Origin of the sequence: Streptococcus mitis, from assembly GCF_003942765.1 — a bacterium.
Classification (GTDB): domain Bacteria; phylum Bacillota; class Bacilli; order Lactobacillales; family Streptococcaceae; genus Streptococcus; species Streptococcus mitis_BE.
Map to the genome: position 1 here is coordinate 60,661 of NZ_RJNW01000002.1, position 20,001 is coordinate 80,661.

Here is a 20,001-nt window from a genome sequence, read left to right on the forward strand (position 1 = left end):
GAAAAGAGGAAAGAAAATGACGAAAACATGGAAAGTGTTTTTAACTGTTTTAACAGCTCTTGTAGCTGTCGTACTTGTGGCCTGTGGTCAAGGAACTGCTTCTAAGGACAACAAAGAGGCAGAACTCAAGAAAATTGACTTTATCCTAGACTGGACACCAAATACCAACCACACAGGGCTTTATGTTGCTAAGGAAAAAGGCTACTTCAAGGAAGCTGGAGTGGATGTTGATTTGAAATTGCCACCAGAAGAAAGTTCTTCTGACTTGGTTATCAATGGTAAGGCACCATTTGCAGTCTATTTCCAAGACTATATGGCTAAAAAATTGGAAAAAGGAGCAGGAATTACTGCCGTTGCAGCTATTGTTGAACACAATACATCAGGAATCATCTCTCGTAAATCTGACAATGTAGCTAGTCCAAAAGACTTGGTTGGTAAGAAATACGGAACTTGGAATGATCCAACTGAACTTGCTATGTTGAAAACCTTGGTAGAATCTCAAGGTGGAGACTTTGAGAAGGTTGAAAAAGTACCAAATAACGACTCAAACTCAATCACACCGATTGCCAATGGAGTATTTGACACTGCTTGGATCTACTATGGATGGGATGGAATTCTTGCCAAATCTCAAGGTGTAGATGCTAACTTTATGTATTTGAAAGACTACGTTAAAGAATTTGACTATTACTCACCAGTTATCATCGCAAACAACGACTACCTTAAAGACAACAAAGAAGAAGCTCGCAAAGTCATCCAAGCTATCAAAAAAGGTTACCAATATGCCATGGAACATCCAGAAGAAGCAGCTGATATCCTCATCAAAAATGCACCTGAACTCAAGGAAAAACGTGACTTTGTCATCGAATCTCAAAAATACTTGTCAAAAGAATACGCAAGCGACAAGGAAAAATGGGGACAATTTGACGCAGCTCGCTGGAATGCCTTCTACAAATGGGATAAAGAAAATGGTATCCTTAAAGAAGACTTGACAGACAAAGGCTTCACCAACGAATTTGTGAAATAATGACAGAAATAAGACTAGAACACGTCAGTTATGCCTACGGACAAGATAGGATTTTAGAGGACATCGACCTGCAGGTGACTTCAGGAGAAGTGGTTTCTATCTTAGGTCCAAGTGGTGTTGGAAAGACCACCCTCTTTAACCTAATCGCTGGGATTTTAGAAGTTCAGTCGGGAAGAATTGTCCTTGATGGTGAAGAAAATCTTAAGGGGCGCGTGAGTTATATGTTGCAAAAGGATCTGCTCTTGGAACACAAGACGGTGCTTGGCAATATTATTCTGCCCCTCTTGATTCAAAAGGTGGATGAGGCAGAAGCTATTGCCCGAGCGGATGAAATTCTTGCGACCTTCCAGTTGACAGCTGTACGGGACAAGTATCCTCATGAACTCAGTGGCGGGATGCGTCAGCGTGTAGCCTTGCTTCGAACTTACCTTTTCGGACACAAGCTCTTTCTATTAGATGAAGCCTTTAGCGCCTTGGATGAGATGACCAAGATGGAACTACACGCTTGGTACCTTGAGATTCACAAGCAGTTGCAGCTAACAACCTTGATCATCACGCATAGTATCGAGGAGGCCCTCAGTCTCAGCGACCGCATCTATATCTTGAAAAATCGCCCTGGGCAGATTGTTTCAGAAATTAAACTAGATTGGTCTGAAGATGAGGACAAGGAAGTCCAAAAGATTGCCTACAAACGTCAAATCTTGGCAGAATTAGGCTTAGATAAGTAGAAAAATAGGGAGTTGGTGAAGATTATCCTTTACTAGCGCCCTTTTTCTTTTAAAAATGAGAAAATTTCGGTATAATAGTCAAAGATAGTCAAGGTTTAAAGAGAGAGGTGGGTTTGTAATGAGATTTAAAAATACATCGGATCATATTGAGGCCTACATCAAGGCGATTTTAGATCAATCTGGAATTGTGGAGTTGCAACGGAGTCAGTTAGCAGATACTTTTCAGGTTGTTCCTAGTCAGATCAACTATGTGATTAAGACACGCTTTACGGAAAGTAGAGGTTACTTGGTTGAAAGTAAGCGTGGTGGTGGAGGCTACATTCGTATAGGACGGATTGAGTTTTCTAGTCATCATGAAATGCTCAGGGAGCTACTTTACTCAATTGGTGAGCGAGTTAGTCAAGAAATTTATGAGGATATTCTGCAGCTTTTGGTTGAGCAGGAATTGATGACCAAGCAGGAGATGAATTTGCTAGTATCAGTAGCTTTGGATCGCGTTCTAGGAGAAGAAGCTCCAGTTGTTCGTGCAAACATGCTAAGACAGGTCATACAAGAGGTAGATAGAAAAGGGAAGTAAGATGAACTATTCAAAAGCATTGAATGAATGTATCGAAAGTGCCTACATGGTTGCTGGCCATTTTGGAGCTCGTTACCTAGAGTCTTGGCACTTGTTGATTGCCATGTCCAATCACAGTTATAGTGTGGCAGGGGCGACTTTAAATGATTATCCATATGAGATGGACCGTTTAGAAGAAGTCGCTTTGGAACTGACTGAAACGGACTATAGCCAGGATGAAACCTTTACGGAGTTGCCTTTTTCTCATCGTTTGCAGGTCCTTTTTGATGAAGCAGAATATGTGGCATCAGTGGTCCATGCTAAGGTGCTAGGGACGGAGCACGTCCTTTATGCGATTTTGCATGATGGCAATGCCTTGGCGACTCGTATCTTGGAGAGAGCTGGTTTTTCTTATGAAGACAAGAAAGATCAGGTTAAGATTGCTGCCCTACGTCGAAATCTAGAAGAACGTGCAGGCTGGACTCGTGAAGACCTCAAGGCTTTACGCCAACGCCATCGTACAGTAGCTGATAAGCAAAATTCTATGGCCAATATGATGGGCATGCCCCAGACTCCAAGCGGTGGTCTCGAGGACTATACGCATGATTTAACGGAGCAAGCGCGTTCTGGCAGATTAGAGCCAGTCATCGGTCGGGACAAGGAAATATCGCGTATGATTCAAATCTTGAGTCGGAAGACAAAGAATAATCCTGTCTTGGTTGGAGATGCGGGTGTCGGGAAAACTGCTCTGGCGCTTGGTCTTGCCCAGCGTATTGCTAGTGGGGATGTGCCTGCGGAAATGGCTAAGATGCGCGTGTTAGAGCTTGATTTGATGAATGTCGTTGCAGGGACACGTTTCCGTGGTGACTTTGAAGAGCGCATGAACAATATCATCAAGGATATTGAAGAAGATGGCCAAGTCATCCTCTTTATCGATGAGCTCCATACCATCATGGGTTCTGGTAGTGGAATTGATTCAACTCTGGATGCGGCCAATATCTTGAAGCCAGCCTTGGCGCGAGGAACTTTGAGAACGATTGGTGCCACCACTCAGGAAGAGTACCAAAAACACATCGAAAAAGACGCAGCCCTTTCTCGTCGTTTCGCCAAAGTGACGATTGAAGAGCCAAGTGTTGCAGCCAGCATGATCATTTTGCAAGGCTTGAAGGCGACTTATGAGAAACATCACCGTGTGCAAATCACAGATGAAGCAGTTGAAACAGCCGTCAAGATGGCTCATCGTTACTTGACTAGTCGCCATTTGCCAGACTCTGCTATCGATCTCTTGGACGAAGCAGCAGCAACAGTGCAAAATAAGGCAAAGCATGTAAAAGCAGACGATTCTGGCTTAAGTCCAGCTGACAAGGCCCTGATGGATGGTAAGTGGAAACAAGCTGCTCAACTAATTGCTAAAGAAGAGGAAGTGCCTGTTTATAAAGACTTGGTGATAGAGTCTGATATTTTGACCACCTTGAGTCGCTTGTCAGGTATCCCCGTTCAAAAACTGACTCAGACTGATGCTAAGAAATACTTAAACTTGGAAGCTGAACTGCACAAACGTGTCATCGGTCAAGATCAAGCTGTTTCAAGCATTAGCCGTGCCATTCGTCGCAACCAGTCAGGGATTCGCAGTCATAAGCGTCCGATTGGTTCCTTTATGTTCCTAGGACCCACAGGTGTCGGGAAGACCGAATTGGCCAAGGCTTTGGCAGAAGTCCTCTTTGATGATGAATCTGCTCTTATTCGCTTTGATATGAGTGAGTATATGGAGAAATTTGCAGCCAGTCGTCTCAATGGAGCTCCTCCGGGCTATGTGGGTTATGAAGAAGGTGGGGAGTTGACCGAGAAGGTTCGCAACAAACCCTATTCCGTTCTCCTCTTTGACGAAGTAGAAAAGGCCCACCCAGACATCTTTAATGTCCTCTTGCAGGTCTTGGATGACGGTGTCTTGACAGATAGTAAGGGACGCAAGGTCGATTTTTCAAATACCATTATCATCATGACATCGAACCTTGGTGCGACAGCCCTTCGTGATGATAAGACGGTTGGTTTTGGGGCTAAGGATATTCGTTTTGACCAGGAAAACATGGAAAAACGCATGTTTGAAGAGTTGAAAAAGGCTTATAGACCGGAATTCATCAACCGTATTGATGAAAAGGTGGTCTTCCATAGCCTGTCTAGCGACCATATGCAGGAAGTGGTGAAGATTATGGTCAAACCTTTAGTGGCAAGTTTGGCTGAAAAAGGTATTGACTTGAAATTACAAACTTCAGCACTGAAATTGTTGGCAAATCAAGGATATGATCCAGAGATGGGAGCTCGCCCACTTCGTAGAACTCTGCAAACAGAAGTGGAAGACAAGTTGGCAGAACTTCTTCTCAAGGGAGAACTAGTAGCAGGTAAGACACTTAAGATTGGTGTCAAAGCTGGTCATTTAAAATTTGATATTGCTTAAAAATGGAGAATCAGGAGTGATCCTGATTCTTTTTTGCTACTTTTTTATAAAAAATAATAAAAAACCATTGACAAAATAAAAATATAGTATATAATAAAAACATAGATAATAAAAATATCAAAAATTATAAAAAGGCAAAACGTTTATGAAAAAGAAAACAGCAGTGGTATTTGGAACCTTTGCCCCTCTCCATCAGGGACATATCGATCTGATTCAGCGAGCGAAGCGTCAGTGTGATCAGGTCTGGGTTGTCGTTTCAGGCTATGAGGGAGATAGAGGGGAGCAGGTAGGCTTAACGCTTCAAAAAAGATTCCGCTATATCCGAGAGGCCTTTGGTGATGATGAGTTGACCTCTGTCTGCAAATTAGATGAAACCAATCTTCCCCGTTACCCTATGGGCTGGCAGGAGTGGCTGGACCAGATGTTATTGGAGATTTCCTATGATGAAACCCAGCAAGAACTAATTTTCTTTGTGGGAGAGGCAGACTACCAGCAAGAATTATCAAATCGTGGCTTTGAGACTGTCTTGCAAGAAAGAAAGTTTGGTATCTCAGCGACTATGATTCGAGAAAATCCAAGCAAATATTGGAAATATATTGCTCAACCCTTCCGACGTCAGTTTACAAAGAAAGTGTTGATTATGGGAAGTGCCAGCAATGGGAAGACCACTCTAGCCAAGGATTTGGCAAGGTATTACGATGCACCCGTCAGTCTGGAATACGCACGTGAGTACCAGATCAAAAACAATGTTCGCGACGATGAATTGACTCCAAAAGATTACTATTATCTCCTGTTGGGGCAGTATGACCAGACCTCTAAGTTAATCGATAGCAATGCCAATCGAGGCCTAGTGATTGCTGACACAAACTCTTTAGTAACCAAAGGCTACTATGATTATTACATGGAGACTGAGGACCAAGGGGACTTATCAGGAGAAACCTTTGACAATCTCTTTGTCTCGATCTTGGCTAAGGAAAAATGGGACTTGATTCTCTTTGTGCAACCTATCGGCTCCTATGTCAATGATGGGTTTAGAGATATGACCATGGCAGAAGACCATATTCGTCATAGTTTTTCCCAGCATTTAGACCAGATGAGAGAGCGATATTTAACCACCATTCCACTAGTTTATCTAGCTGAGGATTACCTAGGCAATTATGAAGCAGCCAAAGTGGCTATTGATGCCATTTACCAAGCAGATTAGGAGAAAAATATGAAAAAACTAACTGAAAAAATCACACAATTTATCGAAAACTTTAAAAATGTCCATGCGGAAGCCCGCAAGATCGGTTTTGCAGGAATCATGAACCTGCTCTGGAAAGATCTCTTTGTCGGCCGTAGCCTCTTCCAGTGGTTGTATCTCATCGTCCTGTCAAGTGTTCCCTTGATCTTGGAATTCACGCAAAATACAGAAAGTCATGACTGGATGAGCTTGTTTGCATCTTGGACTGGGATTGTCTGTGTTATCTTGGTAGCAGAAGGGCGTGCAAGCAATTATCTCTTTGGGGCCATTAACTCTGCTATCTATTTGGTTTTGGCCATGAATGCGACTTTTTATGGTGAAGTTTTGACGACTGTTTACTTCTTTATCATGCAGCCGATTGGTCTCTATGCTTGGCTGTCTAATCGTATTAATGATCAAGGAAAAGCAGAAGAATCTCACTTTGAAGCTAAGAAATTATCTGTTTTTGATTGGCTCAAGTACTTGGCTTTGACTGCTATCATCTGGATTGGTATGGGCTTGGCTTATCAAAGTATCCATAGTGCTCGCCCTTTCCGTGATAGTGTTACCGATGCGACCAATGGTGTCGGTCAGCTCTTGATGACACGTCTCTACCGTGAGCAATGGATTTTCTGGATTGCAACCAATCTCTTTAGTATTTACCTCTGGTGGGGTGAAAATATACACATCCAAGGGATGTACTGGGTTTACACACTCAATAGTCTAGTAGGTTGGTACCAATGGACCAAGGCAGTTCGTAAGGAGGCGTAAAATGACGGACACGATGATTCCAGCAGGGATGACGGAAAAAGAATATTTTGAAATTCATGCCAGCCAGGAGGAGTTTTTGGCTTGGTACTACAAGCAGGAACTCCCTCAATACGAAAAACCAAGTGTGACGGTGGATATGGTAGCCTACTGCTTTGTCGAAGGAAAGATCAAGCTCTTATTAATTCGTCGCAAGGCTCACCCTTATCAAAATTGTTTGGCTCTGGTTGGAGGATTTATGGACAAGGGCGAAGATGCTGCACATGCTTGTCAGCGCGAGGTGAAAGAAGAGGTCAACCTCGAACTCCCTTTAGAAAAAATCGAGCAATTGATGACCGTATCGACCCCCGGCCGTGACCCACGGGGCTGGACAGTGACCATTGCCCACTTGGTTTATTTACCTAGTCGTGCATTAGAACTGGTTCAAGCAGGAGACGATGCCAAGGATGTCGTTTTCGTAGATGTCGATTTTCAGACAAGCAAATGCTACCTAGAGGGAGTGGAGCTGGACGAGCAAGCTTTCGCCTTTGACCATTATGCCATTATCCAAGAATCCATCAAACGAATCCAAGGACGACTTGACTGGAATCCGACCTTCCTCTATCTGCTGGAGGAGGAGTTCACTGTCTACGAGGGGACTGAACTGGTCAATCTCATCAACCCAGGTCGACCAATCGTCAGCAATAACTTTCTCGTAAAATACGGCGAATATGTAGAAGAAGTCGGACTCAAACGAGTCCCTAAAAAGAAACCAAGAAAAACTTATCGATTGAAATAAAAAGCGAGGTCGGGACAAAGTTCCCGACCTCTTTATGAACCATCATGAGATGGTTTTGTGTTGCGACTGTTTTAGGGATGGCTATCTTTCTTAGGATTACTCAACATGTGAGTAAAGAAATCTTTGTATCGATACTTGAGATAGTTCTCATGTAAAAATAACAAAGCGATATAAACAATCATAAAGATTGTAGTCAGATAGAAGACATCAAATGCAGTTCGCGCATAGTAAGCGGCTGATTGATAAGAGCCAATTGCTCCCAAAATCACCCAAGGAAGATACTTGTAATACTTATTTAGCATAAGAATGCACCTCCTATATTCTATTTCAATGTTATTATATTCCTTTGTACTTAAAGATGCAAGCGATTACACAAGGGTGATTTAAAAATATTACTCAAAATAGGAATTTTTTTCTGTTTTTGCTATTAGACTACGAATAGAAGAGTAGGAGGAGTAAATGTATCTAAATGATGTGAGATTTTTAAAATAGTTTAAATAAATCATTGACATATTTAAAACTCAGTGTTACAATTATATTACAAAAATATTTCCTAATGTTTCAAATGCGTTACAAAGGAGTAGAAAAATGAAAAAGAAAACCTATATCAAATTGATGGCAGCGACTGTATTGGCTTCTACCTTGCTATTAGGAGCTTGTGGAAATAAAAAGGAAACAACTCAAGCAAGCAGTTCTGCTAAGACAAGCCAGTCATCAAGTTCTAAAGCAACTTCTTCTAACAAAGAAAGCAAGACTCAGAAGTCCTCAAGTTCAGCTTCATCTGAAAAGACTAAGGCGTCTACTGATCAATCTTCAGCAACTGCAACGCCATCACAAGTGACACCAGAACAAAGACAAGGTCAAGAAGTGTCTAATCAACAGGCGGCTAGTCAACAAACTCCTGCTAAGGCTCCTTCAACTCAGCAAGGTTCTCAAGCTCAGTCTAACCAGTCAGGTTATGATCCAACAACTGACCGCAAACTTCAAGATAAGCAAGCAGAGCAAAATAAACGCTATAAGGGTGTCTTAACCATGGTTGATGGTGATTTCTCAGCTGCAGCGGGCAATTGGAAGGGAGCTAATGGCGAAACCATTACTGTTTCTTCAGGAGGTCAATTTACAGTAGAAACTGCTGATGGCAAGAAGGAAAACTACTCTATCAAAGGCTATTCATATACCCTTGACGATGGTAAGTATAATGCCAAAATTGGTGGGGGAAAAATCATCCAAATTACAACAGGAGCGGATGGTAAGGTTTCCAGTGTTGCTTTGAGTCAATAATAACTCTCAGTATTTAAATTTTTACAATCAAAGAAAATCCGTCAGCTCAATAAGAGTTGACGGATTATTTTATACTTGTACTTGGGTTAAAAATTCTTCTGTAGTAAGAATTTGAGCAAACTCATCTTGTAGAGAAAGGAGATTAATCTCATGGATAGTCTCAGGAGAGATGGCCTGACCGTTTTTGTTAGATAGGGTAAAACTGGCAGTGGCATCTGCTAGTAAAGTGACTTCAAAACCAAGATTTGCTGCCATTCGTGTCGTAGTAGATACACAATGAGGCAGGGTCAAACCAACAACGACTAAATGACAAATCTGATTTTTTCGTAAATATGTTTCAAGATTTGTTCCAATAAAGGCGCTATTAACCGTTTTTTGAAAGACAGGTTCTGCAGTAACTGGTTCAAATCCACTTTTAAACACCTGATTTTGTTTGTTATGAAATTGCGACTGGGGATTGTCAGATATGTGTTGAACGTGTAAGACTGGAAGATCGTGTTTACGAAAGTGTGCCAGTACCCTCAATGCTTGATGTTCAGCTTGAGGGTTATTTCGTTCTCCCCAAATAGGTCTATCAAATGCTTTTTGCATATCGATAACCAGTAGAGCAGTATGAACCATTTTAAGCTTTCTCCAATTGCAAGAGGGCTTCAATCTCTGCCAGAGTGCTAGCTTGTGAAATGGCTCCACGGAGTTTGGCTGCGCCAGATGTTCCACGGAGGTAGTGAGGAGCGAGGCCACGGAATTCACGAACTGCGACGTTTTCCCCTTTGAGGTTAATCAAACGTTTCAAGTGTTCATAGGCGATTTTCATCTTATCTTCAAAGGTCAAATCAGGTAGGATTTCTCCGGTTTCAAAGTAATGGTTGATTTGGTTAAAGAGGTAGGGATTTCCCATGGCTGCGCGGCCAATCATGACTGCGTCAGCACCAACTTCTTCGATACGTTGTTTGGCTTCTTGAACTGTGCGGATGTCGCCGTTAGCGATGAAGGGAATCTTGGTCAAAGCTTGAGCGACCTTGTGAAGGGTTTCAAGGTCTGCGTGACCTGTATACATTTGCTCACGGGTACGGCCATGCATGGCGAGGGCAGAAACACCTGCTGCTTCAGCAGCGAGGGCATTTTCTACTGCAAGAGATGGATCAGCCCAGCCTGTACGCATTTTGACAGTAAGTGGGATATCAAGGACAGACTGGACCTTGTTGATGATAGAGTAAATCTTATCTGGATCCTTGAGCCACATAGCGCCAGCTTCGTTCTTCACGATTTTGTTAACTGGGCAGCCCATGTTGATATCCACGATATCGGTTTTGGTGTTTTCTTGGATGAATTCTGCTGCGCGTGCTAGGCTGTCTTCATCACTACCAAAAAGTTGGATAGAAACAGGGTTTTCGCCTTCATCGATATGAAGCATGTGCAGGGTTTTTTCGTTGTTGTATTGGATTCCCTTGTCAGAGACCATTTCCATTACAACGAGTCCAGCTCCGAGCTCTTTTGCGATGGTACGAAAGGCTGAGTTGGTCACGCCAGCCATGGGTGCTAAAACGGTACGATTGGGAATCTCAACATTGCCAATCATAAAGGGTGTATTAAGATTTGTCACGAATGAGTTCCTCCAGGTCGTTTTCATCAAAGTTGTAAGTTGTTTGGCAGAATTGACAAGTGATTTCTGCCCCGTGGTCTTCCTCTTTCATTTCCTGTAAGTCTGAGCTTGGAAGGCTGGCAAGAGCGTTCATAAAGCGTTCATGGCTACAGTCACATTGGAAACGGATTTCTTCTTCAGAAAGACGCTTGTAGGCCTCGTCACCGTAGATAGCTTTGAGGAGGGCTTCGATATGGTCTTCACTTTCGAGAAGGGTCGAGATAGCTGGCATTTCTTGGATGCGTTTCTCAAAACGGGCAATCTCTTCTTCCTTGGCTCCTGGCAAGACTTGAACTAGGAAACCACCTGCAACCTTGACCTTGTCTTCCTCGTCCAAAAGGACATTGAGGCCGACTGCTGAAGGTGTTTGTTGGCTTTCAGTCAGGTAAAAGGCAAGGTCTTCACCAATTTCCCCAGAAATGAGGGGAGTCATAGAGTTGTAAGGATTTCCAGTACCGTAGTCTGTGATAACGAGGAATTGACCATTTCCAACAAAAGGTCCAACTAGAACTTCACCAGTTGCAGTCTTTTTGATGTCAACACCAGGATTTTGAACGTAGCCTTTGACGTTTCCCTTGGTGTCAGCGACGGTGATGATAGCACCTAGGGAGCTAGATCCCAGCACCTTAACTGTTAGTTTAGTATTTCCTTTTTCATTGGCTGCGAGAATCTGGCTAGCGATAAGAGTTCGACCAAGCGCTACAGTTGAGCTAGCTTGGGTTTGGTGTTTTACTTGAGCAGTGCGGACTGTTTCTGTGCTGTCAAGGACAAAAGCACGAAAGGCTCCGCTTTCTGATATAGTTTTAATAATTTTATCCATAGCTACTATTTTAGCATAAAAATGCCCAAAGGGGGAGCCGTGTGTTTGTTGATTTTTAGGATAATAGACTAGTAAATCAGCATGAAAATAAAAAGAGAAACAGATTATTTCAGCATTTCTAAGATTTATGCTATGCTTAAGGTAGAAAATGAAAGGGGTAACAAATGTATTTAGGAGATTTGATGGAAAAGGCCGAATCTGGCCAATTTTCAATCCTTTCCTTTCTATTACAAGAGTCTCAGACGACCGTCAAGGCTGTAATGGAGGAAACAGGATTTTCAAAAGCAACCCTAACCAAATATGTCACCCTGCTTAATGAAAAGGCTTTGGATAGTGGCTTAGAGCTGACTATTCACTTAGAAGATGAAAATCTGCGTCTATCGATCGGTGCAACTACCAAGGGGAGAGATATCCGGAGCCTGTTTTTGGAGAATGCTGTTAAATACCAGATTCTTGTTTATCTTCTCTACCACCAACAGTTTTTAGCCCATCAGCTGGCTCAAGAATTGATGATTAGCGAGGCTACGCTTGGTCGTCACTTAGCTAGCTTAAATCAGATTTTGTCAGAATTTGACTTATCCATCCAAAATGGACGTTGGCGGGGTCCAGAGCATCAGATTCGCTATTTCTATTTCTGTCTTTTCCGCAAGGTCTGGTCGAGTCAGGAATGGGAAGGCCACATGCAGAAACCAGAGAGAAAGCAGGAGATTGCTACACTAGAAGAAATCTGCGGTGCAAGTTTGTCTTCGGGTCAGAAATTGGACTTGGTTCTCTGGGCTCACATCAGTCAACAACGTCTTCGGGTCAATGCCTGTCAGTTTCAAGTGATAGAAGAAAAAATGCGAGGCTATTTTGACAATATTTTCTACCTTCGTTTGCTGAGAAAGGCTCCGTCCTTTTTTGCTGGGCAACACCTTCCTCTAGGAACTGAGGATGGGGAGATGATGATATTCTTCTCTTTCCTCTTGTCCCATCGTATTCTTCCTCTTCATACTATGGAGTATATTCTTGGGTTTGGAGGGCAGTTGGCAGATTTGCTGACGCAATTGATTCAAGAAATGAAGAAGGAGGAGTTACTGGGTGATTATACAGAGGACCATGTCACCTATGAACTCAGTCAGCTTTGTGCTCAAGTCTATCTCTATAAGGGCTATATTTTACAGGACCGCTACAAGTACCAGTTGGAGAATCGTCATCCCTATTTGCTGATGGAACATGATTTTAAGGGGATAGCAGAGGAGATTTTTCATGCTCTACCTGCTTTTCAGCAGGGGACGGATTTGGATAAGAAAATTCTCTGGGAATGGCTCCAGTTGATAGAATATATGGCTGAAAATGGTGGCCAACATATGCGGATTGGTCTGGATTTGACATCTGGTTTTCTTGTCTTTTCAAGGATGGCAGCCATTCTGAAACGGTATTTGGAATACAATCGTTTTATCACCATTGAAGCCTATGACCGAACTCGACATTATGATTTGCTGGTTACCAATAACCCCATTCATAAGAAGGAACAGACACCAGTTTATTATTTAAAAAACGACTTGGATTTGGAAGATTTGGCAGGGATTCGTCAGTTATTATTCACTTAAAAGGCTTGGTTGTTCCAGGTCTTTTTTGTGAAATTCACACAATCTCCTCACATTTTTTAAAAAATTAAAAAAAGTTGATAAACAAGAAAGCGCTTTATTTTGTATACTAGTTAGTGTAAAGAGGAAACATCCTCAAGATCTTTATCAGGAGGACAGCACATGTCACAAGAAAAATACATCATGGCCATTGACCAGGGAACTACAAGTTCTCGTGCCATCATTTTCAACAAAAAAGGAGAAAAGGTCAGCTCGAGTCAAAAAGAGTTTACCCAGATTTTCCCTCAGGCAGGTTGGGTAGAGCACAATGCCAATGAAATTTGGAACTCAGTCCAGTCAGTTATTGCGGGTGCTTTCATCGAAAGTGGTGTGAAACCAAATCAAATCGAAGCAATCGGGATTACCAACCAACGTGAAACAACTGTCGTCTGGGATAAGAAAACAGGGCTCCCTATCTACAACGCTATCGTTTGGCAATCACGCCAAACTGCTCCTCTGGCTGAACAACTGAAAAGCCAAGGTTATGTGGAAAAATTCCATGAAAAGACTGGTTTGATCATTGATGCTTACTTCTCTGCTACCAAGGTTCGTTGGATTTTGGACCATGTAGAAGGCGCTCAAGAGCGAGCTGAAAAAGGGGAATTGCTCTTTGGTACTATCGATACTTGGTTGGTTTGGAAATTGACTGACGGTGCGGCTCACGTGACCGACTACTCAAATGCAGCTCGTACCATGCTTTATAACATTAAAGAACTCAAATGGGATGATGAGATTTTAGAAATCCTCAATATTCCTAAAGCAATGTTGCCTGAGGTTCGTTCTAACTCTGAAATCTACGGTAAGACAGCCCCATTCCATTTCTATGGTGGAGAAGTGCCAATCTCAGGTATGGCTGGGGACCAACAGGCAGCCCTCTTTGGACAGTTGGCCTTTGAACCTGGTATGGTTAAAAATACTTATGGAACAGGTTCTTTCATCATCATGAATACTGGGGAAGAGATGCAGTTGTCTGAGAACAATCTTTTGACAACCATTGGTTACGGTATCAATGGCAAGGTTTACTATGCCTTGGAAGGTTCTATCTTCATCGCAGGAAGCGCCATTCAGTGGCTTCGTGACGGTCTTCGCATGGTGGAAAATTCACCAGAATCTGAAAAATACGCTCGTGATTCTCACAACAATGATGAAGTTTATGTCGTTCCAGCCTTTACAGGTCTAGGTGCTCCATACTGGAACCAAAACGCTCGCGGTTCTGTCTTTGGCTTAACTCGTGGAACAAGTAAAGAAGACTTTATCAAGGCGACTTTGCAATCTATCGCTTATCAAGTGCGTGACATCATCGACACCATGCAAGTGGATGCGCAGACAGCTATCCAAGTCTTGAAAGTAGACGGTGGTGCAGCTATGAACAATTTCCTCATGCAGTTCCAAGCTGACATTTTGGGAATCGATATCGCACGCGCCAAAAACTTGGAAACAACAGCTCTAGGGGCAGCCTTCCTAGCAGGTTTGTCAGTAGGCTATTGGAAAGACTTGGATGAGTTGAAACTCTTGAATGAGACAGGAGAACTCTTTGAACCATCTATGAATGAATCTCGCAAGGAACAACTCTACAAGGGCTGGAAGAAAGCTGTGAAAGCAACCCAAGTCTTTGCGGAAGTAGACGACTAATACTGGAAGAATAAAGTGACTTAGTTAGAAAGTGTGTAAATATGGAATTTTCAAAGAAAACACGTGAATTATCAATTAAAAAAATGCAGGAACGTACCCTGGACCTCTTGATTATCGGTGGAGGAATCACAGGGGCTGGTGTAGCCTTGCAGGCGGCAGCTAGTGGTCTAGATACTGGTTTGATTGAAATGCAGGACTTCGCAGAAGGAACATCCAGCCGTTCAACAAAATTGGTTCACGGAGGACTACGTTACCTTAAGCAATTTGATGTAGAAGTGGTATCAGACACAGTTTCTGAACGTGCAGTGGTTCAACAAATCGCACCACATATTCCAAAACCAGATCCAATGCTCTTGCCAGTTTACGATGAAGATGGAGCGACCTTTAGCCTCTTCCGTCTCAAAGTAGCCATGGACTTGTACGACCTTTTGGCAGGAGTTAACAACACACCAGCTGCTAACAAGGTCTTGAGCAAGGAAGAAGTTTTGGAACGCCAGCCAAACTTGAAGAAAGAAGGTTTGGTAGGAGGTGGGGTTTATCTTGACTTCCGTAACAATGATGCGCGTCTTGTGATTGAAAACATCAAACGTGCCAACCAAGACGGTGCCCTCATTGCCAACCACGTTAAAGCAGAAGGTTTCCTATTTGACGAAAGTGGCAAGATTACAGGTGTGGTAGCTCGTGATTTGTTGACAGACCAAGTCTTTGAAATCAAGGCTCGTCTGGTTATCAATACGACAGGTCCTTGGAGCGATAAGGTACGTAATTTGTCTAATAAGGGAACCCAATTCTCACAAATGCGTCCAACTAAGGGAGTTCATCTGGTAGTGGATTCAAGCAAGATCAAGGTTTCACAGCCAGTTTACTTTGACACAGGTTTGGGTGACGGTCGTATGGTCTTTGTTCTCCCACGTGAAAACAAGACCTACTTTGGTACAACTGATACAGACTACACAGGTGATTTGGAACATCCAAAAGTGACTCAGGAAGATGTAGATTACCTACTTGGCATTGTCAATAACCGCTTCCCAGAAGCCAATATCACCATTGATGATATCGAAAGTAGCTGGGCAGGTCTTCGTCCATTGATCGCAGGCAATAGCGCTTCTGACTACAATGGAGGAAATAACGGTACAATCAGTGATGAAAGCTTTAACAACTTGATTGCGACTGTTGAGTCTTACCTCTCTAAAGAAAAAACTCGTGAAGATGTAGAGGCTGCTGTTAGCAAGCTTGAAAGCAGTACCTCTGAGAAACATTTGGACCCATCTGCAGTTTCTCGTGGTTCTAGCTTGGACCGAGATGATAATGGTCTCTTGACCCTTGCTGGAGGTAAAATCACAGACTACCGTAAGATGGCTGAAGGAGCTATGGAGCGCGTGGTTGACATCCTCAAAGCAGAATTTGACCGTAGCTTTAAATTGATCAATTCTAAGACTTACCCTGTTTCAGGTGGAGAATTGAACCCAGCAAATGTGGACTCAGAAATCGAAGCCTTTGCGCAACTTGGAGTGTCACGTGGTTTGGATAGCAAGGAAGCTCATTACTTAGCAAATCTTTACGGTTCAAATGCACCGAAGGTCTTTGCTCTTGCTCATAGTTTGGAACAAGCACCAGGACTCAGTTTGGCAGACACTTTGTCACTTCACTATGCAATGCGCAATGAGTTGGCTCTGAGCCCAGTTGACTTCCTTCTTCGTCGTACCAACCACATGCTCTTTATGCGTGATAGTTTGGATAGCATCGTTGAGCCAGTTTTGGATGAAATGGGACGATTCTATGACTGGTCAGAAGAAGAAAAAGCAGCTTACCGTGCTGATGTCGAAGCAGCTCTCGCTAACAACGATTTAGCAGAATTAAAAAATTAAGAAAAAATAAAAGAGGTGGAGGGCAGCATTCCTTGTCGCCCACCCCTTCTTTTTAATGGAGACAGAAAAATGATGAATGAATTATTTGGAGAATTTCTAGGAACTTTAATCCTGATTCTTCTAGGAAATGGTGTTGTTGCTGGTGTGGTTCTTCCAAAAACCAAGAGCAATAGCTCAGGTTGGATTGTGATTACTATGGGTTGGGGGATTGCAGTTGCGGTTGCAGTATTTGTATCTGGCAAGCTCAGTCCAGCTCATTTAAACCCAGCTGTGACAATTGGTGTAGCTTTAAAAGGTGATTTACCTTGGGCTTCCGTTTTGCCTTATATCTTAGCCCAGTTCGCAGGGGCTATGCTCGGTCAGATTTTGGTTTGGTTGCAATTCAAGCCGCATTATGAGGCAGAAGAAAATGCAGGAAATATTTTGGCTACTTTCAGTACTGGGCCAGCCATCAAGGATACAGTTTCTAACTTGATTAGCGAAATCCTAGGAACTTTTGTATTGGTATTGACAATCTTTGCTTTGGGACTTTATGACCTTCAAGCAGGAATCGGAACCTTCGCGGTGGGGACTTTGATTGTCGGTATCGGTCTATCACTAGGTGGGACAACAGGTTATGCCTTGAACCCTGCGCGTGACCTTGGACCTCGTATCATGCACAGTATCCTTCCAATTTCAAACAAGGGAGACGGAGAATGGTCTTATGCCTGGATTCCTGTTGTGGGACCTGTTATCGGTGCAGCCTTGGCCGTGCTTGTATTCTCAGTTTTCTAAGATATTAAAACTCAATTATCCATACCTCAATAAACATAACTTATAAAAAACGACCAGAATAAAGAGCACTTTCTCACTTCATTTTGGTCGTTTTGATTTTTTAAGTTTATATACTGGTGTTGATTACTATTTCAGCTAGAAAGTCAGAATCCTTTACCGGTTCCTTCATCAATTTTTTGTTCTTGAATTTTATTTATTGTGTGAATAATTTTGTTTCATTGTTTGTCTTCATTACTAAGAGTCAGTTTGATTTTTTATTTTAAGAAATTAGATAATCGAAGTATTTATAGTTTTTAAATTATGATATAATGAATAAAGTTTAACTATCCTTGGTAATATGATAGGAACTAATCCTAAAAATATAAATCAAGAGATGAGAAAAAGAAAAAAGGAGTTCGACTGGTATGAATTATTTCGAGGGGAATGAGTTTTTCCTTCTTTTATTTGTAGTTTTACTGATTGGTTTTGTGGTAAACTTTTTTGAAAAACGTAAGGACTACTATATTTTGGCGCTCTCCCTCTTATTTGCAGGAGCTATTTATGGCAAGAGTAGAGCAATGGTTGTCTATTTAATCTCCTTTGTCATTTACCAATATTTTCTAGTTTTTCTAGCACAGAGGAGAGAAGCAAAGCGGCTGAAACCACTGGTTTTCCTTTCTATTTTTCCTTTGGTAATCAATAAAGTCTTTGCCCTGACTTCTCTGCATTTGTTGGCCTTTATTGGAATTTCTTACATGTCCTTTAAGACCATTCAGATCATGCTGGAGATATTGGATGGCTTGATTAAAGAAAAGATTAGCATAAAAGACTACCTGCAATTTTTACTTTTTTTCCCTACAGTTAGTGCTGGTCCGATTGATCGGAGTAGGAGATTTTTAAAAGAGATAAACGAGATCATGCCTCGAAAAGAGTATCTAGAGTTGGCAGGTGACGGTGTGTATCGTATCGTTCTAGGCCTTCTTTACAAGGTTGTTTTATCAACCTATGTTTACCAGATGTTACTCGCTCTAAATAATACTGGCACAGTCATTTACTCAATCAAGTATATGTACCTCTATACCTTGTATCTGTTCTTCGACTTTGCAGGCTATAGTCTAATGGCCGTTGGAAGTAGCAACATTCTAGGTATTCAGACACCGATGAACTTTAACAAACCTTTCTTGAGTGTTGATATCAAGGATTTCTGGACCAGATGGCATATCACCTTGTCGACCTGGTTGAGAGATTTTGTATTTTCAAGAGTATTGATGCAGGTTATCAGGAAAAAGTGGTTTAAAAATAGACTACACAATGCAACCTATGCCTATATGGTCAATATGTTGGTCATGGGTTTTTGGCATGGCCTTAGTGTTAGCTACATTGTTTATGGTTTTTATCACGGTGTCTTGATGGCTGGATTTGAAGTGTATCAAAAGAAAAGCAATTTTTATAAGAAAAATAAAAACAAAGATTGGTATAAGCTACTGAGTTGGTTTGTGACCATGAATTTGGTTATGATTGGTTTCTTTATCTTTTCAGGTGAACCTTATAAAATCTTACTGACGATTTTAAAGAGATAAGAACTTGAAAAGAGATTGGACGGATCGAAGGGATAGGATAAAACTAGATGATTAAACTAAAAGCATTTTTGCTATCGCTTGTGCTCGTAATTGCGACGCTTGCGCTTTTAAATGTGACATACGTCAAGAAGATTGATGATTATTATAAAGTAAAGGATAACAGTATTCGCTATAGCACTTCGTATGAAAAGTATAAAAGTAGAGATATTTTAACAAGCAATATCACTCCCAATACATTGGTTTTATTGGGGTCATCTGAGTTGGTTGCAACGATAAATGAAGACTATCATCCCAATAAAATTTTTAACTACAACGATTTTAATATCATGCAGATTGGAACCAGCTATTCACAAAACATCATTCAGGCTACGACCTTGGGCTCAATTGAAGGATCTATGACTAAGCGAAAAGTGGCTATAATAGAGTCGGTTCAGTGGTTTGAAAAAGATGGGACTCATCAAGATGCCTTTTTGAACAAGGCTTCTCAGGAACATATTTTCCATATGCTAGATAATGATAAGATTAGTAAGGAAACGAAAGAAAAACTAATCAATCGCATTATCGAGATTACCAAGGGGAACAAGCAACAAAATGACATCTACAAAAAATACAAAAGTTATTTCATAGATGAGAAAGGAACGATTGTTGATAAAAAATTATTGGAGTTAGATAACGCGATTTATTCCTTTAAGCTCAAACAGACTTTTTATCAAAAACATGCCAAATCAGATTATCCTTCACTAGGAGACAAAACCCCAGACTATGATTGGGAGAAAATGACGAATCAGTTTGTAGAAGAGGTCAAAAAGAAAACAGACAATAATGATTATGCTGTTGATAATAACTACTACAATACTTATTTAAAAGATCGTTATACATCGCTGAAGAATTCTAATAAAGATTTGAGCTACCTCGAGTCACCAGAGTATTCAGATATGGAACTCTTCTTGACAGTTGCCAAGGAATTGGGCATTGAAGTTGAGGTCATTATTTTCCCAGTAAATGGTAAATGGAATGACTACACAGGTGTCTCAAGAGAGATGCGGGAAAACACTTACAAAAAAATAGAAGATGTTGCAAAAAGCCATGGTGCAACAGTACTAAACTATGGAAACAGAGAGTATGATGATTACTTTTTATTTGATGTGATGCATGTTGGAGTGAAAGGATGGATGGAAGTTGAAAAAGAACTTTACAAATTTGCAAACTAAGATAACTAACACACACCGTTTAATCTTGTGGACGTTATTTTTCTATACTGTTATC

At 41.6% G+C, this 20,001-nt stretch carries 18 protein-coding genes; 14 read left to right on the forward strand and 4 right to left on the reverse strand.

The genetic code is table 11. The features are described from left to right. Positions 1 to 16 precede the first annotated feature (16 nt). The 7 genes from D8849_RS04105 (at position 17) to D8849_RS04135 (ending at position 7,531) form a co-directional block, all read left to right on the forward strand. Positions 17 to 1,024: an ABC transporter substrate-binding protein gene (locus tag D8849_RS04105; RefSeq protein ID WP_042751875.1), complete on the forward strand. Its 1,008-nt coding sequence runs from the start codon at positions 17 to 19 to the stop codon at positions 1,022 to 1,024. Then, positions 1,024 to 1,752, forward strand: a complete 729-nt coding sequence (locus D8849_RS04110) for an ABC transporter ATP-binding protein (RefSeq protein ID WP_125386284.1) — start codon at positions 1,024 to 1,026, stop codon at positions 1,750 to 1,752. Before D8849_RS04105 ends, D8849_RS04110 begins: the two co-directional genes overlap by 1 nt. Positions 1,753 to 1,870: 118 nt before the next feature. Continuing rightward, complete coding sequence (locus D8849_RS04115) at positions 1,871 to 2,329, forward strand: CtsR family transcriptional regulator (protein WP_001211279.1); 459 nt, start codon at positions 1,871 to 1,873, stop codon at positions 2,327 to 2,329. 1 nt (position 2,330) lies between these two features. Further along, positions 2,331 to 4,763 (forward strand): ATP-dependent Clp protease ATP-binding subunit, encoded by a 2,433-nt coding sequence (locus tag D8849_RS04120; protein ID WP_125386285.1) that lies wholly within the window; start codon positions 2,331 to 2,333, stop codon positions 4,761 to 4,763. Positions 4,764 to 4,908: 145 nt separating this feature from the next. Then, positions 4,909 to 5,967, forward strand: a complete 1,059-nt coding sequence (locus D8849_RS04125) for an AAA family ATPase (RefSeq protein ID WP_125386286.1) — start codon at positions 4,909 to 4,911, stop codon at positions 5,965 to 5,967. Between the two features lie 9 nt (positions 5,968 to 5,976). Beyond that, entirely contained in the window at positions 5,977 to 6,756 is a 780-nt protein-coding gene (pnuC, locus tag D8849_RS04130; protein WP_125386287.1) for a nicotinamide riboside transporter PnuC, read from the forward strand. Between the two features lies 1 nt (position 6,757). Beyond that, a complete protein-coding gene (locus tag D8849_RS04135; protein WP_125386288.1) occupies positions 6,758 to 7,531 on the forward strand; it encodes an NUDIX domain-containing protein in 774 nt (257 codons plus the stop codon). A 71-nt stretch (positions 7,532 to 7,602) separates the two neighbouring features. Here D8849_RS04135 and D8849_RS04140 read toward each other — a convergent pair whose 3' ends face one another. Next, entirely contained in the window at positions 7,603 to 7,833 is a 231-nt protein-coding gene (locus D8849_RS04140) for a hypothetical protein (RefSeq protein WP_125386289.1), read from the reverse strand. Positions 7,834 to 8,119: 286 nt separating this feature from the next. Here D8849_RS04140 and D8849_RS04145 point away from each other — a divergent pair, with 286 nt between their 5' ends. Then, positions 8,120 to 8,812 carry a hypothetical protein gene (locus D8849_RS04145; RefSeq protein ID WP_125386290.1) on the forward strand — a complete coding sequence of 231 codons (693 nt, stop codon included), beginning with the start codon at positions 8,120 to 8,122 and terminating at the stop codon, positions 8,810 to 8,812. Positions 8,813 to 8,881: 69 nt separating this feature from the next. Here the strand turns inward: D8849_RS04145 and D8849_RS04150 are convergent, their stop codons facing one another. Genes D8849_RS04150 through hslO form a run of 3 tightly spaced genes read right to left on the reverse strand, consistent with a single transcriptional unit; the run spans position 8,882 to position 11,274 of the window. Beyond that, the gene (locus D8849_RS04150) at positions 8,882 to 9,433 is read right to left on the reverse strand and encodes a cysteine hydrolase family protein (protein ID WP_049487548.1); all 552 of its coding nucleotides are present in this window, start codon (positions 9,431 to 9,433) and stop codon (positions 8,882 to 8,884) included. A gap of 1 nt (position 9,434) precedes the next feature. Then, positions 9,435 to 10,415 (reverse strand): tRNA dihydrouridine synthase DusB, encoded by a 981-nt coding sequence (gene dusB, locus D8849_RS04155; protein ID WP_025169901.1) that lies wholly within the window; start codon positions 10,413 to 10,415, stop codon positions 9,435 to 9,437. Further along, on the reverse strand, positions 10,402 to 11,274 hold the full coding sequence (hslO, locus tag D8849_RS04160; RefSeq protein ID WP_049487543.1) for an Hsp33 family molecular chaperone HslO: 873 nt from the start codon (positions 11,272 to 11,274) through the stop codon (positions 10,402 to 10,404). The genes dusB and hslO overlap by 14 nt, the downstream gene beginning before the upstream one ends. Positions 11,275 to 11,438: 164 nt before the next feature. Between hslO and D8849_RS04165 the strand changes: the two genes are divergently transcribed. The 6 genes from D8849_RS04165 (at position 11,439) to dltD (ending at position 19,946) form a co-directional block, all read left to right on the forward strand. Next, positions 11,439 to 12,866 (forward strand): AcpB/EbpR/MafR family transcriptional regulator, encoded by a 1,428-nt coding sequence (locus tag D8849_RS04165; RefSeq protein WP_125386291.1) that lies wholly within the window; start codon positions 11,439 to 11,441, stop codon positions 12,864 to 12,866. A gap of 159 nt (positions 12,867 to 13,025) precedes the next feature. Continuing rightward, positions 13,026 to 14,534 (forward strand): glycerol kinase GlpK, encoded by a 1,509-nt coding sequence (glpK, locus tag D8849_RS04170; protein WP_000076784.1) that lies wholly within the window; start codon positions 13,026 to 13,028, stop codon positions 14,532 to 14,534. 41 nt (positions 14,535 to 14,575) lie between these two features. Then, entirely contained in the window at positions 14,576 to 16,402 is a 1,827-nt protein-coding gene (gene glpO / locus D8849_RS04175; RefSeq protein WP_125386292.1) for a type 1 glycerol-3-phosphate oxidase, read from the forward strand. Positions 16,403 to 16,471: 69 nt separating this feature from the next. Continuing rightward, positions 16,472 to 17,176, forward strand: a complete 705-nt coding sequence (locus D8849_RS04180) for an MIP/aquaporin family protein (RefSeq protein WP_125386293.1) — start codon at positions 16,472 to 16,474, stop codon at positions 17,174 to 17,176. A 404-nt stretch (positions 17,177 to 17,580) separates the two neighbouring features. Beyond that, positions 17,581 to 18,735, forward strand: a complete 1,155-nt coding sequence (gene dltB, locus D8849_RS04185; RefSeq protein ID WP_125386294.1) for a D-alanyl-lipoteichoic acid biosynthesis protein DltB — start codon at positions 17,581 to 17,583, stop codon at positions 18,733 to 18,735. A gap of 47 nt (positions 18,736 to 18,782) precedes the next feature. Next, entirely contained in the window at positions 18,783 to 19,946 is a 1,164-nt protein-coding gene (gene dltD / locus D8849_RS04190; protein WP_125386295.1) for a D-alanyl-lipoteichoic acid biosynthesis protein DltD, read from the forward strand. Positions 19,947 to 20,001: the final 55 nt, after the last annotated feature.

What these genes read in the sequence shown, in the direction of transcription:
- D8849_RS04120 (WP_125386285.1), top strand. Translation starts at nt 2,331, where the DNA reads ATGAACTATTCAAAAGCATTGAATGAATGTATCGAAAGTGCCTACATG.
- D8849_RS04145 (WP_125386290.1), top strand. Translation starts at nt 8,120, where the DNA reads ATGAAAAAGAAAACCTATATCAAATTGATGGCAGCGACTGTATTGGCT.
- hslO (WP_049487543.1), bottom strand. Translation starts at nt 11,274, where the DNA reads ATGGATAAAATTATTAAAACTATATCAGAAAGCGGAGCCTTTCGTGCT.
- D8849_RS04125 (WP_125386286.1), top strand. Translation starts at nt 4,909, where the DNA reads ATGAAAAAGAAAACAGCAGTGGTATTTGGAACCTTTGCCCCTCTCCAT.
- D8849_RS04140 (WP_125386289.1), bottom strand. Translation starts at nt 7,833, where the DNA reads ATGCTAAATAAGTATTACAAGTATCTTCCTTGGGTGATTTTGGGAGCA.
- pnuC (WP_125386287.1), top strand. Translation starts at nt 5,977, where the DNA reads ATGAAAAAACTAACTGAAAAAATCACACAATTTATCGAAAACTTTAAA.
- D8849_RS04135 (WP_125386288.1), top strand. Translation starts at nt 6,758, where the DNA reads ATGACGGACACGATGATTCCAGCAGGGATGACGGAAAAAGAATATTTT.
- D8849_RS04110 (WP_125386284.1), top strand. Translation starts at nt 1,024, where the DNA reads ATGACAGAAATAAGACTAGAACACGTCAGTTATGCCTACGGACAAGAT.
- D8849_RS04115 (WP_001211279.1), top strand. Translation starts at nt 1,871, where the DNA reads ATGAGATTTAAAAATACATCGGATCATATTGAGGCCTACATCAAGGCG.
- glpO (WP_125386292.1), top strand. Translation starts at nt 14,576, where the DNA reads ATGGAATTTTCAAAGAAAACACGTGAATTATCAATTAAAAAAATGCAG.
- dltB (WP_125386294.1), top strand. Translation starts at nt 17,581, where the DNA reads ATGAATTATTTCGAGGGGAATGAGTTTTTCCTTCTTTTATTTGTAGTT.
- glpK (WP_000076784.1), top strand. Translation starts at nt 13,026, where the DNA reads ATGTCACAAGAAAAATACATCATGGCCATTGACCAGGGAACTACAAGT.
- D8849_RS04165 (WP_125386291.1), top strand. Translation starts at nt 11,439, where the DNA reads ATGTATTTAGGAGATTTGATGGAAAAGGCCGAATCTGGCCAATTTTCA.
- D8849_RS04150 (WP_049487548.1), bottom strand. Translation starts at nt 9,433, where the DNA reads ATGGTTCATACTGCTCTACTGGTTATCGATATGCAAAAAGCATTTGAT.
- D8849_RS04180 (WP_125386293.1), top strand. Translation starts at nt 16,472, where the DNA reads ATGATGAATGAATTATTTGGAGAATTTCTAGGAACTTTAATCCTGATT.
- D8849_RS04105 (WP_042751875.1), top strand. Translation starts at nt 17, where the DNA reads ATGACGAAAACATGGAAAGTGTTTTTAACTGTTTTAACAGCTCTTGTA.
- dltD (WP_125386295.1), top strand. Translation starts at nt 18,783, where the DNA reads ATGATTAAACTAAAAGCATTTTTGCTATCGCTTGTGCTCGTAATTGCG.